Raw genomic sequence first — 15,898 nt, 5'->3', positions numbered from 1 at the left:
CAACGTTTTTCTATGCGGCATGGTGCGCAGCGCACCTGTGCCGTGCGGTTGCCGATTCCCCTGTCAGCTAAAGCAGACAGTCCCCTCGGTCGTTTAATGGAAACTCTGACGCGGGAGCGCCCCAACACTCCCCACCGGATTCTCTGGACACGCACGCGTTGTGCCGCTCTGGAAGCGGCAGGTGTTCTCACGCATCGCTATGAGCTGATCGAGGGAGACATTCTGGATAAGATGGGACAGAAACTACCACATCGCACTGCGGTGACCTTTACGCTGGCCTGGGCACTAGAAGTATTTGGGCGCGACTATATCCAGAACCAGGCAGAGATTGATGTCTCGCCTGAGGACAACCCAACCAGCGAGCCGCAGCCCGATGTGACGGTGCTTCGGGTTCCCCTAGGTCAGCTCACCGATAACCCGACCCCTTCGCAGATTGCGCTGCTGATCGAGGTCTCGGATAGCACGCTGGCCTTTGATCTGGGGGCGAAGGCACGCCTTTATGCACGGGCAAGTATAGAGGAGTACTGGGTGCTGGACGTCAGCGGCAGGCAGCTTCATATCCACCGCGCTCCCCAGAATGGCACCTACACCCAGACGACGATCCACTTCCCCCACGACACCGTCGCACCGCTCGCCGCGCCGCAGGGCACGGTGCTGGTGAGTACGCTCTTGCCGTAGGCTACGTTGGTATCTGTGTTCGCACCAGCGCCCCGGTCTCGGTGGAGTCGGGGAAGACCCGTGTGGCGGCGGCGTACCAGGCGATGAGGTCTTGGTAGACGGCTTCTTTTTGGGTACGGAAGCGCTGCTTGGCCTGTTTGGTGGCGGCCTTTGCCGCGCTCCGGGCACTTTCGGCGCTTGTCAGTGCGCTGCGAGTTGCGTTATAGCTGGCAAGGCTCACCCCGGCGTAGCTGCCCGCACTGTCGGCCTTCTGCCAGGCGGCGGCGAAGTCATCGCCGCTGCGCTTGATGGCGGCAAGGCTGCTCTTGCTGGCCTGAAGCCCGGTGAACGCTTTTAGAGTCTCGGGCGTCTTGCGAAAGCGCACTTTCGCCAGCCCGAGTGCCTGTTTGGTCGCGTCGTGTAGGGTCATGCTCGCCTTCTCTAGTGCCCCCACACTCAAGGCTTCCGCCGCTTCCGCCCCATCAAGCGCCGCCTTCACGCCTTCAAGACCCGTCTTGAGCGTGTCCCACTGCGCCACCGTCTTCTCTTCCCACGTCCACTCCGAAGCAATCCGCTCCTGTACCGAGCGAGTGGCAAGCAAACGCGCGTAAAGCTCATCGTATTCTAAGACTAGCATTGTTTTTATCCTTCCGAGAGTTAGAGTTACTCAGCCTAGAGAGTCTTCAATTCAGCCTTGCCAAATTCTCACCTAGCCTAGAGCAACTAATCACCAGCCTCGATGAGATACTATCTTGCCTTTTTGATTTCTTACTTTGCCTTGCTCAAAGCAACGTCACCCTCTACAAATCCAGCCCTTGCTGTTTGTCCTCTTGCACCCGCTCGGCTTGTTTAAACGTGACATTGGCTCCGGTAATCGGGAAGTCGAAGCCATCGCCGGTCAGCAGTTGCCCAATCGTGCGGATTTGCAGTGCTCGGACTTTGCGCTTGCCTCCGTAGAGCGGAGGGCTGTAGTATCCGGCGGCGAGGGCCTCGGCCTCCATGTTCTTCGTGGGCTCTTCCAGCGAAAGAAAGAACCCGAGGGTGGCCTTCTCTTTTTCCATCGCGCCGCGAAGCTGCTGGACAGCGGGTGCGCCCACCTTGCCGCCTTTCACCTGGATAATCGCCTTTGCGGGAGTCTTGCCGCCGTCGTAGAAGTACGCCACCCCGTCAATGCCACCGTCGGCTCCTTTCTTCTCCTGAGGAATGGCGGGCACCAGCCCCACAGCCCACATCTCGAACTTCTTGTGTGTCGGGTCAGTGGGATCGGCGTACATCATCCGCGCCCCCGCCACATCGGTGGGCAGTCCTTCTACCTTAAAGGTTGGTGTTGCTGCGGGATCTTCGGTGGACTTCAACCAATCAGGTTTAGCTCCGAAAGCATCCGCAAGACGTTTTTGAATTAGTGCTGTTGCAATGGGAGTAATATCAATTCCGATCCAATGGCGCTTTAGCTTTTGTGCGGCCATAACCGTTGTTCCGCAGCCACAAAAAGGATCAAGAACCAGATCGCCTTCCTTGCTACTTGCTTGCACAATTCTTTCAAGTAGTGCCTCAGGTTTCTGAGTTGGATAAAGCTGTTTTATGGGAGGGACACGTGGTATGTCCCAAACATCATCCATCGCAACTCCTAAAGATTCTTCGTCTTCAGTGACCGATGGCAATCTATTACCCTCTTCATCATGTCCAGATTTTATCTTTTGATTTCCGAAACGTTTTTTAGTTGACTCAGCTCTATCCATGTAGAGAGTATTAAAAACTCTTTCTTTATTATTGCTTTTACTATAAAAATAGATTACATCGTGATTCCTTACAAACTGTTCTTGTGCAACCGACCATTTGCGATAATGCCAAATTATTTCGTTTCGGAAATTCTTAATTCCAAATATTCCATCCAGGATAAGCTTTAAGTAGTGCCCGGCAGTTGGGTCAACATGCAGGTACAAACTGCCAGTGGGCTTCAAAACTCGGTGCAAGTGATACAGACGTGGAGCCATCATCACGAGATAGGCCAACACATCATTCTCACCAATTGCGTCATGGAAGCCTTGCATTAACTCAATTACCTTGGGAACGGGACAAATTGCCGCAAAATTTGACCAAGACTCCGCTGCCCCTGCCCAGTTCCAGGTATCGCCAAATGCCTTGATTTGTGCAGGGGATTCATTACCACTCTGCTCTTTAAAAAGAGCATTGTAGTTTCTGTTTGAGTTAAACGGCGGATCAAGATAGATTAAGTCCACCGAGGCATCCGCAATATGCTTCTGCAAAATATCGAGATTGTCTCCGTAAAACAGCGTGTTCATCTCTACTCCAGCAAGCCCCCGATGCCGCCACCGGGCGGCAGGATGCCTGCTTTCTGGTAGACGGCGAGCTTCTCGCGGGAGTCCAGAATGTCTAAGTTGCGCATCTGGAGCTGCCCGATGCGGTCCAGCGGCGAGAAGGCCTCGTCCTCGACTCTCTCCATAGAAAGGCGTTCGGGGTGGTAGGTAAGGTGTGGCCCGGACGTATCTAAGATCGAGTAGTCATCGCCGCGCCGCAGCTCCAGCGTGACCTCGCCTGTGACGGCGCGGCCTACCCATTTTTGCAGCGTATCGCGCAGCATCAGGCTCTGCGGATCGAACCAGCGGCCTTCATAGAGTAGACGGCCTAGTTTGCGGCCCAGGGTGCGGTAGTTGTCAATCGTTCCCTCGTTATGGATGCCCGAGAGCAGCCGCTCGTAGGCGATAAAGAGCAGCGCCATCGCGGGGGCTTCGTAGATTCCCCGGCTCTTGGCCTCGATGATCCTATTCTCGATCTGATCCGAGATCCCAAGCCCGTGCCGCCCCCCGATGCGATTTGCTTCCATAACCAGCTCGATTTGATTCTCAAAGCTCTGGCCATTGAGCGCGACAGGGAAGCCCTCCTCAAAGCGCACACTCACTTCCTCGGGCAGAATCTCCACGCTCGGGTCCCAGTGCTTCAAGCACATGATCGGCTCGACAATGCGCAGGCCCTTGCTGAGAAACTCCAGCTCCTTGGCCTCATGGGTCGCGCCCCAGATATTGGAGTCCGTGGAGTAGGCTTTCTCCGCACTCATCTTGTAGTCAAAGCCGTGCGCCACGAGCCACTCGCTCATTCCCTGCCGACCGCCCAGCTCCGTCACGAAGTCCTGGTCTAGCCAGGGCTTGTAGATGCGCAGCGCCGGGTTTGCCATCAGACCGTAGCGATAGAAGCGCTCGATATCATTGCCTTTGTAGGTGGAGCCGTCGCCCCAGATATTCACGCCGTCTTCCTGCATCGCCTTCACCAGCATTGTCCCGGTGACGGCGCGGCCCAGTGGCGTGGTGTTGAAGTAGGTCTTGCCACCCGTGGAGATATGAAATGCCCCGCACTGGAGCGCGATAAGCCCTTCGGTCACCAGCAGCTCGCGGCAGTCAATTAAGCGTGCCGCCTCGGCACCGTACTCGATAGCACGCCGCGTAATATCGTTGTAGTCTTTTTCATCGGGCTGGGCGAGGTGCGCCGTGTAGGTGTAGGGGATCGCCCCGTGGTGCCGCATCCAGGCAATCGCCGCCGACGTATCAAGACCGCCGGAGAACGCAATACCGACGCGCTCGCCTTTGGGAAGAGAGAGGAGAATCTTATCCATAGTGTAGTGGTATTGTATCGTAGAGGTATAAAGAGGTCTACGGAAAACGGGACGTTCAAACGGATGAAAGATCCTAACCTGCCATGAAAAATAAACTACTTATGATGTCTTTCTTATCCCTTCTTTTGGGGTGTAATCGAAAAAAAGAAACGAAAGCCGACGGCAAAACGGAACCATGGCCACGGTTTCCCCGAACGGACAACCCTGAAGTGAAAATAGAGCCCGTGATCTTGGATCATGACTTTAGACTTCTCCATTTTTTTATAGCGCCCGACAAAAAAAATGTCTATGTGCTCAGTGTCAGAGACTCCGAGGATGGCAAGCTGCAAGAAGGGGGTGAGCCTCGGCCTGGCCCACCCGAGTACAGAGATTTTCGTCTGTACTGCCTAGATGCCAAGGGAAAAATAAAAAAGCACCTCGACATGTTTCGCACAGATTGGATGGGCGGTGGCTCTTTTGGGTTGCTGGAAGGGCGGTTGATGATCCGAGTGGGGGATTGGTTTCTAGTGTTAGATACGACACAGTTGGTCATTCAGGAGAAAATACCTGTCCATGACTCGTACTATGTCTCCTGGAAAGAAACAGTCATGACGCGCGACGAGCATCAAGCCGATTACCTGAAAAAATTTGACGCAATCTACAAAAAATCGAACGGTAAGTTGCTCTACTGGGTTGCCAGTGGAGAGTATTTCGTTTTCGTACAAGATACAGTGAAGAGGCGCTCCGCTTGGGTACCGATGATGGATGAGGACGCGCTGCTGGACAGCTTGAAAAAAAAGTTCAAGCGGATCTCTGTCAGTATGAATCCCACTTTTGTTGATCCTAACAACCCCACTATTTCTGATGGGAGTACAAGCATTCGTGAAGTGGAACGCCTACCCGATGGCACACAACTCGTTTATCCGAATTATAAAGAGCGCTCCATATTGCAGCATGAAATCGTCTTTGGCAACAAAAAATCCCATTTTTCTACTACAAATAGGGATGGTCATGCCCTACGGCTGGGCTACTCCGATAATATGCTGCTGACGATGGAAGATGGGGCTATTTGGATTCGGCACGAAGAAGTGCTTTATCGGGTCGTTTCGGGCTAGAGACCGGATTTTTCCGTCACGGGGGACAAGAGGCAGGAATTACCAGGTTCCGCGCCGAATAGCCAGAGTATGAGAGTGACGGTAGCGGCATTTTTGATGCTTTCTTGTGGTGTGGCCTCCCTGAGCCTGAGTGGCTGTGGAGGATCGTCGGTGGCTCCGGAGACGGGCTTGCAGATGCGTATCCAGTGGCCTGATGTCTCCCGGCTTCTTCCCGATGCCACCCAGAGCGTCCGGGTTCAGGTGCAGGATGCAGGGGGCTTTCAGACGTTTCGTGTGGCCAATAAACCGGCAGGCGGCGGCTTTAGCACTCTGGTCTTCTTTGGCCTCAAGCCAGGGGATCTCAATGTCGAGGCGCGTGCTTTTCCTGCAGCAGATGCTCAGGGAGTAGCCCTAGCGCAGACCAACGTGAAAGTGACGGTCTCCAGCGGCAATCAGACCAACCTTCAGATCGCACTGGCTAGCAGTGTGGATCGAGTCGAGGTCACCCCCGCGAGCGCGAGCGTTCGTCCGGGCTCCGCGCAAGCCCTCACTGGTGTCGCCAAAGACGCCGCCGGTAACCTCGTGCCGCTCACCCTCGCCAAGACCCGCTGGACATCTAGCGATGCGAGCGTGGCGAGTGTGGACAGCACGGGGAAAGTCACGGCGATTAAAGAGGGCTCAACCAATATCACATTCACGGACACGGAGTCGGGTAAGTCCGGCACGTCGCTGGTGATTGTGAGCAGTACGGTCGCGGGTACCGTGGATCATGTGGATGTCACCCCGACCACCAACCCAATGACAGTGGCTCAGACCAAGACCCTCACGGCGACCATGCGGGATGCGTCCAATGGGGCGCTCCCCTCTGGCCCCGGCACCTGGTCTTCCAGTGATGCAACTGTGGCAAGCGTGGATAGTGTTGGGAAGCTCACCGCGCTCAAAGTGGGTTCGACCACGATTACCTTCACGCACACGGCGAGTGGTAAGGTGGGAACCGCGAGCGTCACGGTCAGTGCGGCCACGGTGAACAGTGTCACGCTCAACCCGACGAGCGCCTCGCTGGCGTTCAATCAGGAGACGACCCTCCAGGCGATCCTGAAAGACGGCTCCGGCACGATTCTACCCCTAGAGGCAGGTACCTGGTCGTCTAGTCAACCGACACAGGTCTCGGTGGATGCAAGTGGGAAGATCAAGGGGCTGGCGATCACGAGCAGTCCCGTGCTCATTACTTTCACTCACACCGCAACGGGTAAGTCAGGCAGTGCCAGTGTGACTGTGAGTGGCGGGATCTAAATATCGTCCTTAGAACTGAAGCTTACGGCGGCGCATACGAACGGAGAGCAGCAAGCCGATGGCGGCGCAGTTGGTCCACGCCGCTGAGCCGCCGTAGCTGAAGAGGGGCAAGGGCACTCCCACAACCGGAGCAAAGGCACAGTTCATCGCCACATTGACGATAACATGGAAGCCGATATAGGTAATCACCCCCCCAACAATAAGCCGCCCGAACGTGTCTTCACTCTCCGCAATACAGATGAGGCCCCGCGCCAACAGCAATAGGTAGACCGCCAGGAGCGCCACACTGCCCACAAAGCCCGTCTCTTCGGCAAAGGCGGAGAAGGCGAAGTCCGTCCAGTTTTCTGGCACAAAGCCGCCACTGGTCTGTAGGCCCTGTCGGTAGCCCTGTCCTGTTACCTGACCGCCCCCAATTGCCGCCACGCCTTGATCCGCCTGGTAGGCCATATCGCGCTGCTCACGGGTCATGTTCTCCCGCGACATGAACAGTACGACAATACGGTTGCGTTGGTAGTCCTCTAGCCCCTTGCCGGTCTTCCAGGCAAAACTAAACAAAGCAACTCCTGCCAGCGAGATCGCTGTCAAGTGCTTCCAGTCGGCTCCCGCCAGAAACACCATCCCCAGCCAGATCGCCCCGACTACCAGGGCTGTTCCCAGGTCGGGCTGCATTTTAATCAGAAGCATCGCGGGCGCGATATGCAGGAGCGACTGGCAAAAGACGGGGAACTCTTTGATGCGTGGTCCCACCCGTACCAGAAAAGTTGCCAGCGTCAAGATGATGACAATCTTAGTTAGCTCCGAGGGCTGGAACTGGAACGAGCCGATATCAATCCAGCGGGCGGCTCCCTTCTTCTCCTTCCCGAATATCTTCACCAGCAAAAGCAGTGCAATATTGCCCCAGTACAGGATGCTGGCATGACGCTGCATTCCTACATAGTCGCGGGTGGCAACATAGGCAAGAATCCCCAGCCCCAGTAAATTGAAGATGCCTTGACGGAGGGCTTGTTTGAGACCAACAGAGTTTGCCTGAGCCAGATCTCTAGCATGTCCCGCCGATGCTGAGTAGATAGTCGCGATACTGGCACACATCACGAGAAGCACGCAGAAAACCACGACCCAGTCTATATTTTTACGGTGACGGGGCTCAATCAGGCTTCGGAGGACTTCAATCATGGCAGGCTCAGGCAGGAGTTCGCCGCGACTGTGGTGAATCAATACGAGTGAATCGTCGTCACTTTCTCACAGCCATTGGCGCTTATACAATTATACCGCCATTTGTGGCTACCGCACAGGACAAAGCGAAGGCTGAAAAAACCGTAGTTTTGCCGGGCACGCCTCTGCGGCGTGTGCTGCCTTCTGGCTTGCGTCTGATCGTGGTTGAGCGCCCCGAGGCTGCACTGGTTGGGGTTAGCCTCGCTGTGCGTGTGGGCAGTGGAGATGAAGAGCGCTCCCGCAGTGGGACGCTGCACTTTATTGAGCATCTTGTTTTTAAGGGCTCCGAGGGAAAGCTACCGGGCGCCGTGGATCTTGAGGCCGAGAACCTCGGAGGCGAGGTGGCGGCACGGACGCTCCGGGATGCCACTTTCTTTGAGGCGACGGTAGCTTTCGAGAACTGGCAGGCACTGCTGACAGCACTGGCGGAGCTCACTTTGCGCCCTGCCTTTCGGTCTGCTGATATTGAGGCGGAGAGGAAAGTCGTGCAGGCCGAGATGGCACTGGAGCGTGTGGATCCGCTCCGTACAGGGATCGCTGCGGCAACAAAAGTTCTTTATCTTCCGGGGGAGCCCTACGCAGCCCCTCTCTTTGGCGAGTGGCCCATTGTCAGTCGGCTGACTGCCGAGGATCTGGCTGCTGTGCACATTGCCTGCTATCGCCCCGCGCGGATGACTCTGTGTCTGGTGGGCCCTGTTGTGGCGGCGGAAGTTGAGGCCGTTGCCACACGGCTCTTTGCCGGGCCGAAGGCAGCGCCCGTCGTGCGCCCTCTGCGACAGGTGCTTCTGGTGCAACCCACACGCGATGGGCTGGGGCGTCGTGCCGCTGAGGAGAGCGATGCCGCGATGCGAGGAGTGACTACTTTGGTGTGTGCCTGGAGTGTTCCTCCCGCCGCTGATGTCAGTTCGTCGGCGGCGCTGGCGGTGCTGGCGGAGACTCTGGCACGGGGCGATGAAGGACGGCTGGGAGTGGCACTGGTGCGTAAGCAAGGGGTGGCGCTTCGGGTGCGTGCTGAGCTGACTCCCCAGCGCTGTGGGGGCCTCTTCACGATTGCAGTCACGGGGCTGCCCAAAGATGCCCGGCGGTTGGAGATGGCGTTGCTGGATGAGCTGCGCCGCATCTTCGAAGATGGTTTTAGCGCCGAGGAGCTAGAGGCAGGGCGGCGGGCTGTCCGAGGGCGGGTGGTGACGGAGAGTGCGAGTGTTGATGGACTTGCGCATCGGCTGACGGTTCATGATGCTCTGGATGCACCAGGGCTGGAGGCGGAGCTGGAGAAACAGCTCCCCCTGGTTCGGGGAGAGGCCCTGCAGGCCCTGCTCCGAACGGTTCTTCACCCCAACCTACGCACCGTAGCGATCCTGGGGCCGCAGCCGCTCACGATTCCTGATGGGGGAGGATAGCACGGATGCGACAGGACACTATTGAGCCCCTCCGGCTGCCCAGCGGCACTACCTTGGTGATCGTCCCTGATTCCAGTGCGCCTGCCACCGCCATTGTTGCCAGTGTGCGGATCGGTGGAGTGGAGCAGAGACGCCAGGCAGGTATCGCCGCTCTCTTGGCGCGTATGCTAGGGGGCGACTCACAGGGGCGCACTCCGGAGCTACTCCAGCGCGATGTGGAGGGGTTCGGGGTGCTCGGAACCCAGTACGATGGCAATCAGCTCGCTCTCTGGAGTGTCTGCCCTCCGACGGAGGCGGCGCTGGTGCAGTCGTCACAGGCCTTGCTGCTCAATACTCTGGCACAGCCACGTTTTACCGAGGGAGCACTTGAGCAGGCGCGGATGGATCAGCTTCGTGCCGTGACACTCTGGAGCGAAGATCTTGTTCCTCGGCTCCTACGGGCGCTTCAGGCACGGGCACTGGGAACGGAGCTGGCCGTACAAGGAGATAGCGAGAGCCTCCGCCGTGTGAGCGTCGCCGATGTCCAGGCGTTCTACGGGCGCTACTGCACACCGGAGCGCACAACCATTGCGGTGGTGGGTAAGTTCGAGGCCGATGTGGCGCGGCGCTGGGTAGAGACGAGCCTGAATATTGGCGACTGGAGCCAGCGCTCTATTAGCACGAAAGAGCTGCTCCCGACCACGGAGCCAATCCCGCCAGGCCTGCGTGATCGTTTTGTCCCGTCGCTAAGAGGGGTCTCCGCACTGGCCGTTGGTTACCTCTTTCCGGGTCTGAGTCAGCCGACCGCGCGCACAGACTGGGCCGCACTGCTCGTTCTGGATGCGGTTCTGGGGCTGGGGAAAGCGTGCCGCCTCTTTCGCTTACGCGATGATCAGGCACTGGCCTACGAGGTGCGCTCGCAGCTTCTCCCCGCGCGTGATGCCACTCTTTGGAGTGCGTATCTGCTGGGAAATCAGGATCCTGCTCTAATGAAGCAGGCACTCCTCAATACCCTCGCTGAGGCAGCCCAGAAGCCAATCCTGGAGATCGAGATTGCCCGCGCGAAGGCACTTCTCCTGGCACAACGAAACCAGCAGCGTCAGCTTGTCCTCACCCGCGCCCGCACTCTCGTCTGGGCGGAGAGCAGTGGACTAGGAGCTGCCTTTGAGCTGGAGTTTGTCCGGCGTATCGAGGCGGTGAAACGCAGTGAGGTGGAGCGTGTGGCTCGAACTCTACTGAGTGGCAATCCTGTGATCGTCCGAACGCGCACCGAAGGCTGAATGTGCTTTTGTCACGGTACAATAGTCTCATGCCCCATCCGATGCACGATGATATTCAAGAGGTGCTCTACAGTGAGGCGCAGATCCAGCAGCGGGTTCGCGAGCTGGGAGCGCAGCTCACCCAGGACTATGCCGGTCGCGACCTGCACTTGGTGACGATTCTCAAGGGTTCACTGCCGTTTCTTGCCGACCTAATGCGTGCCATTGACTTGCCGCTCACCATGGACCTGATGGGAGTCTCGTCTTATAGCGGGATTGCCTCCACCGGTGAAGTGCGCCTCACGATGGATCTCGATGACTCCATCGAGGGACGTCATGTTGTTATTGTCGAAGATATTATTGACACCGGACACACCCTGAGCTATGTGCTACGCAACCTGCGACAGCGCGCTCCGGCGTCGGTGAAGATCATCACATTTCTTGACAAGCCCGCTAAGCGTGGCGCATCTGTGGAGGCCGACTATGTGGGCTTCACCATTCCGGATGCCTTTGTGATTGGCTACGGGCTCGACTGGAACCAGCGCTACCGCAACCTGCCCTACATTGGGGTGCTCAAGCGTGATGTCTATGCGGGACCGCTCTAATTTCTAAAGACGCAACCGAAACTCTATTTGGACTGTCCTAAAACATTATGAACGACGAATCTACCCCCACTCCTGAGGAGACGACAACTGTGGAAGCTGAAGCACAGGCGGAAGCCGCTTCTGAGACGCAAAAGACGGTGCCCCCGCTGACGGCGGAGCGCGTCACTGATATCACGCTAGGCTTAGGTAAAGCGGCGGTAGATGCCCTTGATAAGGCGGCACGCCAGCTCGATGACTCGGTGCGTCAGATACGGCAGGATGCGCCCGGGTTTTTTACCGAGATGGAAGAGAAGGGCCGCCCCGTTCGTGAGAAGCTCACCGAGAGTCTCAAGGGCTTTAGTATCACCGATGCCTTTAACAAAGCAAAGCATTCTGGCGATACTCCCCCGAGCGACCCCAATGCTTTCGATGATATCGAGGCTCTGGAGAACCGGGTGCGTGAGCTGGAGCAGCAAGTCAGCACCGATCCCGTGGCCGAGGCAGCAGCGCCTGTGGAAAAGCCGTCGCCTTTCTCCATGCTGGAGCTGGATGACGAGCCGCCCGCACAGGCCAACTCTAAAGCGGATGTCGTAGTGGAAGCGGCGGCGAAGGCAGAAGTAGCGCCGACTCCCGCTCCTAAGAAGCCCGCCGCACGGCGGACAAAGAAAAAGCCTGAGGGAGAGACTCCTGCTGCCTAAGCTCTATCTGGCGTCGGCGTCCCCGCGCCGACGTCAGCTTTTAGGGTTGCTTGGGGTCGAGTTTACGGTTCTCGTCAGTCAGTTTGATGAGAGCTCCTTGGGGCATCTCACCGACGGACGGGTTTATGTGCAGCAGGCGGCACTCTGCAAGGCGCAGGAGGTCGCACAGCGACAGGCGGGCTGGATTCTTGGGGTGGACACTGATGTGGTGGCGCCTGAGGGAATCATTCTGGGCAAACCAGCCGATAGCGCTGAGGCGACTCAGATGCTCCGCTCTCTCTCGGGAAAGACACACAGTGTCTTCTCCGGTGTCGCTCTGCTGACGGTTGCGGCACCGGGCGAGATCATCGCCCAGGAGCTTCTTGTGGTCGAGACGCGCGTGACGATGGCAGCACTGCCCGAGGAGGCGATTGCTGCCTATGTTGCAACCGGTGAGCCGCTAGACAAGGCGGGCGGCTACGGTATTCAGGGCGGAGCGATGCCGTTTGTGACACACATTGAGGGCGACCCCTCCAACGTGATCGGCCTGCCTCTCTGGAGTGTGGCGGAGCTATTTTCTCGGGCGGAAATCCCACTCTGGCGAAACCCTGGCTCGATTCCTGCGTCCAAGTAGATAGCAAACCTATGAGTCGGTACTTAGAACTTTCTGTAGATGGAACCGTGGAGCGTGTAGGAGAGCGTGCGCTGCGCGCTTTTCGCCGTATCGGAAAGGTGGAACAGCACGACTTGCCTGCCGCGCTAATTGCTGGCATCATCAAAGTGGATGGTGAACCCGCCTCGGTTCAGATCTCCTGGAAGCCAGGGCGGGAGGGGCGCGTGCGCATCGAGATCGCTGCCAACTCCTACGATACCCTGAGCCAGGCGGCGGACAGCGCCCTCTATACCTATGCCAGTGCCTACAAGGCTGCGGGGTGGCCTGATCCCGAGCGTGACCGACGCGAGCGACAACAGAATTTGCTGCGAATCTCGGGTGGCTTTCTTGCTCTTCTACTCCTTGCTACGCTGATCTATCTTCTGATAGGGACAGCAGCCCAGCAGGAGCGCATCCGATAGAATACTCTCATGACGGATACCGATACCCCTCTCGTTAGTGTCTGGGAGCGCTTTGCCCAGCTCTACGGAACCCCCGAGCGCATCGAGAAGCTCTGGCAGCAGTGGCTCGCCACTCAGACCAAGATATCTGTCGCTTTTCTGGAAAAAGCCGTTGCCGATCAGGCCGAAGCGAACCAGATTAGCGTGGACGCTGCTAAAGCGCGGCTGGTGCTGGAAAAACTCGTTGATGACCGTGGGCCTAAGTTCGTGGAGAAGTTTCTCCGCGAGCACGACCAGTCTAGTAAGACTCTCAAGCCGCTGAGCCTCACGAAAAAGAAACGCTGAGCGCGACGCGATATACTAAGACCTGTGAGTGCTCGTGAAAAAGTAGTCGTGGCGATGAGTGGTGGGGTGGACTCGTCCGTGGCAGCAGCCTTGCTCGTGGAGCAGGGCTATGAGGTTATTGGTATCACGCTGCAAATATGGCAGGAGAGCACCACGGAAACCAAGGGGGCAGGTTGCTGCTCGCTCGGTGCTGTGGAAGATGCCCGTCGGGTGGCGGCGCGCATCGGCATTCCGCACTACGTTCTGAACTACAAGCAGCCCTTCGCCGATGCCGTCATCAAGCCCTTTATCGAGGACTACCGGCGCGGGCGCACCCCCAACCCGTGTGTCAACTGTAATCGCTACATCAAGTTCGACGCGCTTCTGGAAAAAACACTCGCACTGGGGGCGAGTAAGCTTGCCACAGGGCACTATGCCAAGGTCTTCCAGGATACACAGACCAAGCGCTGGGGGCTGGCACGCGCGGCAGAGAGCTCCAAAGACCAGACCTACGCGCTCTATGCTACCAAGCAGCACCAGCTTGCGCACATGACCATGCCTCTAGGTGAGCTGGCCAGCAAAGCGGAGACCCGCGCACTGGCGCGGCAGTACGGCCTCCTGGTCGCTAACAAGCCGGACTCGCAGGAGATCTGCTTTGTGCAGGGCGGCAAGTACACCGAGTTCCTCGCCCGCGAAGCCCCCGAGCTCGTGCAGACCGGAAAATTTGTGGATACCGACGGCAAAACGCTGGGAAATCACGACGGATCCGCGTTTTTTACCGTCGGCCAGCGCAAGCGCATCAATGTTGGCTCCCCCCTCCCGCTCTATGTTTTGCGGGTCGAGGCGCAGACCAACACGGTGGTGGTCGGCACGGACGAGGAGCTACTGGCCGAGGGGTGCTCGGTCGAGGATCTGAACTGGGTCGCGCTTGCACCGCCGCTGGTGGGTGAGTCCGTGCTTTGCGAAGTGAAGATACGCTACAATATGCCCTCGCGCCCGGCCCGGCTGATCCGCCAGGCCGACGAAACCGTGCGCGTGGAGTTCGACGAGCCGCTCCGTGCTGTCGCGCCCGGACAGGCTGCCGTGTTCTACGGAGTGGGTGCGCAGACCGATCAGGTGCTGGGCGGAGGAACGATTCAATAGTTATGCAAGAAGAGAACGACGGACACGTCTTTACCAATATCGCGACCGGTGTGGTGATCGGGCTGGCTGTAGGAGGAATCCTGGGCCTGCTCTTTGCCCCCAAACCCGGTGTGGAGCTGCGGGAAGACCTCAAGGACAAGACTGAGGAGGCCATGGATCGGCTGCAAGAGGCCACCAGCGATCTGGTGACCCGCAGCAAAGAGCTGGCCGCACAGACAAAAGAGAACCTGGCGCACTCTGTGGAGGCAGGTAAAGTCGCCTACTCAGAGAAGCGCGAGGAGCTCATGGCGCAGCTGGACGCCTGATACTTTCTATGGCACGACGTGAGGCGTTTCTGAGCGGACTCTTCGGAGCCTTGGGGGTTGCTCTTGCAGCTCTGGGACTCTTTCTGGGCTATCGGTTCCTGCTCGCCGCCACCGCTGTCAGTACGCCTTTTGTTGCCGCCCTGGTGATCGCGCTTCTTTGTGATCCTCTGGTGAATAAGTTCCAGAAACAAGTTCGCTTCACGAAAGGCAAGCGCGCCCCCGCGGTGGCGTTGGTCTTTGTACTCTTTCTACTCAGCTTCACCGCCCTCGTTGTTCTGGTAGTTCCTAGCTTGATTGAGCAGATTGGCAAGCTGGTGGAGTGGTTTACCCCAACGGATCCTGGCACGCCGCCCCCTCCTGCACCGAGTGCCTCGCCCCCTCCTAGCAATGCGCTTCCTAGCCCCTCGCCGAGTCCGGCTCCCGCGCTCCAGAGTGGCTTTGATGTAGCACAGCAGAGTGTCAATACGTGGCTCAGAAGTCATCAGAAGCTTGGCCCTGTTCGGCTTCCCCGCTCCATTGACAGCCTGGTACAGCAGTACTCAGGACAGATGACCATGGCGGCAAAGCAAGTCGGCCCTAAGCTCCTCAGTGCCGTCGTGGGATCATTTTCCGGGTTGCTCAATGTGATTCTGATCCCCCTTCTGACTTTCTTCTTGTTGATGGATCTTGGGCGACTACGGCGGAGGCTGATCTTCTTACTCCCCACGAAACTGCGGACGCACTTTGTGGGAGTCGCTAGCGATGTGGGGGAAGTTTTTAGCAACTATCTGCGGGGGATGATGCAGGTGAGCTTGGCCTACATGACCACCGCCACCTTGCTTTTTGCTCTATTGTGTCTTATCTTAGCGCCTCAGATGCTAGGCTACATTCTGCTGATTGGCATTGTGAGTGGCGCCCTCTATATCGTTCCCTATGTGGGCTTTTTAGGCGCGGCAGCGACCTCGGTGATCGTAGCGCTGGTGACAGGGGCAGGCTCTCCCGCCGTCATTGCCAGTGTGGTGTTGCTGGCGATGCTTAATTTTACGTTTGATAATGTCATTACCCCTCGTATTGTCGGCAGCGGTGTCGGTGTACACCCGATTGTGGCAATGTTCGCGTTGCTGGTGGGAGCTTCCCTCTTTGGTCTCTGGGGAATGCTGCTGGCTTATCCCGCGGCGGGCAGCATTCAAGTGGTGCTCTTCCGGCTCTTCCCTAAGCTTGCTCAGCCGACTCCCGAGACGACGCAGGCGGCCGTCGAAGACACGGGCGAGACTCCTTCGGAAGCCCCGGTCTCAAGTGAAGGGCAGTAGCCTGCGGGCGGTCTGAGCAGGT

General features: G+C 57.8%; 17 protein-coding genes. 13 read left to right on the top strand and 4 right to left on the bottom strand.

The genetic code is table 11. The features are described 5' to 3' along the window. Positions 1-678, top strand: a 678-nt coding sequence (locus tag ACH2ED_RS23275) for a Uma2 family endonuclease (RefSeq protein WP_395095142.1), incomplete at its 5' end; no start/stop codon positions are given. Position 679: 1 nt separating this feature from the next. On the opposite strand, the gene ACH2ED_RS23270 is transcribed toward ACH2ED_RS23275, so the two are convergent. From ACH2ED_RS23270 to argG, 3 genes are all read right to left on the bottom strand, one after another. Continuing rightward, positions 680-1,294 (bottom strand): hypothetical protein, encoded by a 615-nt coding sequence (locus ACH2ED_RS23270; RefSeq protein ID WP_395095141.1) that lies wholly within the window; start codon positions 1,292-1,294, stop codon positions 680-682. A gap of 163 nt (positions 1,295-1,457) precedes the next feature. Continuing rightward, a complete protein-coding gene (locus ACH2ED_RS23265) occupies positions 1,458-2,960 on the bottom strand; it encodes a DNA methyltransferase (RefSeq protein ID WP_395095140.1) in 1,503 nt (500 codons plus the stop codon). A gap of 2 nt (positions 2,961-2,962) precedes the next feature. Beyond that, positions 2,963-4,285: an argininosuccinate synthase gene (gene argG / locus ACH2ED_RS23260; RefSeq protein WP_395095139.1), complete on the bottom strand. Its 1,323-nt coding sequence runs from the start codon at positions 4,283-4,285 to the stop codon at positions 2,963-2,965. An 83-nt stretch (positions 4,286-4,368) separates the two neighbouring features. Here argG and ACH2ED_RS23255 point away from each other — a divergent pair, with 83 nt between their 5' ends. Further along, positions 4,369-5,379, top strand: a complete 1,011-nt coding sequence (locus ACH2ED_RS23255; protein WP_395095138.1) for a hypothetical protein — start codon at positions 4,369-4,371, stop codon at positions 5,377-5,379. Positions 5,380-5,448: 69 nt separating this feature from the next. Next, positions 5,449-6,651: an Ig domain-containing protein gene (locus ACH2ED_RS23250; protein ID WP_395095137.1), complete on the top strand. Its 1,203-nt coding sequence runs from the start codon at positions 5,449-5,451 to the stop codon at positions 6,649-6,651. Between the two features lie 9 nt (positions 6,652-6,660). On the opposite strand, the gene rodA is transcribed toward ACH2ED_RS23250, so the two are convergent. Further along, complete coding sequence (gene rodA / locus ACH2ED_RS23245) at positions 6,661-7,824, bottom strand: rod shape-determining protein RodA (RefSeq protein WP_395095136.1); 1,164 nt, start codon at positions 7,822-7,824, stop codon at positions 6,661-6,663. Positions 7,825-7,928: 104 nt separating this feature from the next. Here rodA and ACH2ED_RS23240 point away from each other — a divergent pair, with 104 nt between their 5' ends. From ACH2ED_RS23240 to ACH2ED_RS23195, 10 genes are read left to right on the top strand one after another with little or no spacing between them, the layout of a single operon-like run. Next, positions 7,929-9,263: a M16 family metallopeptidase gene (locus tag ACH2ED_RS23240; RefSeq protein ID WP_395095135.1), complete on the top strand. Its 1,335-nt coding sequence runs from the start codon at positions 7,929-7,931 to the stop codon at positions 9,261-9,263. A gap of 5 nt (positions 9,264-9,268) precedes the next feature. Next, positions 9,269-10,522, top strand: a complete 1,254-nt coding sequence (locus ACH2ED_RS23235; RefSeq protein ID WP_395095134.1) for a M16 family metallopeptidase — start codon at positions 9,269-9,271, stop codon at positions 10,520-10,522. A 29-nt stretch (positions 10,523-10,551) separates the two neighbouring features. Next, positions 10,552-11,106: a hypoxanthine phosphoribosyltransferase gene (gene hpt, locus ACH2ED_RS23230; protein WP_395095133.1), complete on the top strand. Its 555-nt coding sequence runs from the start codon at positions 10,552-10,554 to the stop codon at positions 11,104-11,106. Positions 11,107-11,153: 47 nt separating this feature from the next. Continuing rightward, the gene (locus tag ACH2ED_RS23225; RefSeq protein ID WP_395095132.1) at positions 11,154-11,783 is read left to right on the top strand and encodes a hypothetical protein; all 630 of its coding nucleotides are present in this window, start codon (positions 11,154-11,156) and stop codon (positions 11,781-11,783) included. After that, positions 11,758-12,396 carry a Maf family protein gene (locus tag ACH2ED_RS23220; protein ID WP_395095143.1) on the top strand — a complete coding sequence of 213 codons (639 nt, stop codon included), beginning with the start codon at positions 11,758-11,760 and terminating at the stop codon, positions 12,394-12,396. The genes ACH2ED_RS23225 and ACH2ED_RS23220 overlap by 26 nt, the downstream gene beginning before the upstream one ends. Positions 12,397-12,407: 11 nt before the next feature. Then, positions 12,408-12,836, top strand: coding sequence for a hypothetical protein (locus ACH2ED_RS23215; protein ID WP_395095131.1), 429 nt, complete (start codon positions 12,408-12,410; stop codon positions 12,834-12,836). A 9-nt stretch (positions 12,837-12,845) separates the two neighbouring features. Next, entirely contained in the window at positions 12,846-13,160 is a 315-nt protein-coding gene (locus ACH2ED_RS23210) for a hypothetical protein (protein WP_395095130.1), read from the top strand. 24 nt (positions 13,161-13,184) lie between these two features. Beyond that, positions 13,185-14,282: a tRNA 2-thiouridine(34) synthase MnmA gene (gene mnmA / locus ACH2ED_RS23205; RefSeq protein ID WP_395095129.1), complete on the top strand. Its 1,098-nt coding sequence runs from the start codon at positions 13,185-13,187 to the stop codon at positions 14,280-14,282. Between the two features lie 2 nt (positions 14,283-14,284). Beyond that, positions 14,285-14,587, top strand: coding sequence for a YtxH domain-containing protein (locus ACH2ED_RS23200; RefSeq protein WP_395095128.1), 303 nt, complete (start codon positions 14,285-14,287; stop codon positions 14,585-14,587). A gap of 8 nt (positions 14,588-14,595) precedes the next feature. Further along, complete coding sequence (locus ACH2ED_RS23195) at positions 14,596-15,876, top strand: AI-2E family transporter (RefSeq protein ID WP_395095127.1); 1,281 nt, start codon at positions 14,596-14,598, stop codon at positions 15,874-15,876. The last annotated feature ends 22 nt before the right edge of the window (positions 15,877-15,898 follow it).

The organism is Armatimonas sp., from assembly GCF_043757465.1.
Lineage (GTDB): Bacteria > Armatimonadota > Armatimonadia > Armatimonadales > Armatimonadaceae > Armatimonas.
The sequence above is the reverse complement of the archived record's forward strand: the minus strand, read 5'-3'. Positions and strand labels throughout refer to the sequence as shown.

Bases quoted from the DNA above. Each gene is read 5' to 3' on its own strand.
- ACH2ED_RS23210 (WP_395095130.1), top strand. From the start codon at position 12,846: ATGACGGATACCGATACCCCTCTCGTTAGTGTCTGGGAGCGCTTTGCC.
- ACH2ED_RS23270 (WP_395095141.1), bottom strand. From the start codon at position 1,294: ATGCTAGTCTTAGAATACGATGAGCTTTACGCGCGTTTGCTTGCCACT.
- ACH2ED_RS23235 (WP_395095134.1), top strand. From the start codon at position 9,269: ATGCGACAGGACACTATTGAGCCCCTCCGGCTGCCCAGCGGCACTACC.
- argG (WP_395095139.1), bottom strand. From the start codon at position 4,285: ATGGATAAGATTCTCCTCTCTCTTCCCAAAGGCGAGCGCGTCGGTATT.
- ACH2ED_RS23250 (WP_395095137.1), top strand. From the start codon at position 5,449: ATGAGAGTGACGGTAGCGGCATTTTTGATGCTTTCTTGTGGTGTGGCC.
- rodA (WP_395095136.1), bottom strand. From the start codon at position 7,824: ATGATTGAAGTCCTCCGAAGCCTGATTGAGCCCCGTCACCGTAAAAAT.
- ACH2ED_RS23255 (WP_395095138.1), top strand. From the start codon at position 4,369: ATGAAAAATAAACTACTTATGATGTCTTTCTTATCCCTTCTTTTGGGG.
- hpt (WP_395095133.1), top strand. From the start codon at position 10,552: ATGCCCCATCCGATGCACGATGATATTCAAGAGGTGCTCTACAGTGAG.
- ACH2ED_RS23200 (WP_395095128.1), top strand. From the start codon at position 14,285: ATGCAAGAAGAGAACGACGGACACGTCTTTACCAATATCGCGACCGGT.
- ACH2ED_RS23215 (WP_395095131.1), top strand. From the start codon at position 12,408: ATGAGTCGGTACTTAGAACTTTCTGTAGATGGAACCGTGGAGCGTGTA.
- ACH2ED_RS23265 (WP_395095140.1), bottom strand. From the start codon at position 2,960: ATGAACACGCTGTTTTACGGAGACAATCTCGATATTTTGCAGAAGCAT.
- ACH2ED_RS23195 (WP_395095127.1), top strand. From the start codon at position 14,596: ATGGCACGACGTGAGGCGTTTCTGAGCGGACTCTTCGGAGCCTTGGGG.
- ACH2ED_RS23225 (WP_395095132.1), top strand. From the start codon at position 11,154: ATGAACGACGAATCTACCCCCACTCCTGAGGAGACGACAACTGTGGAA.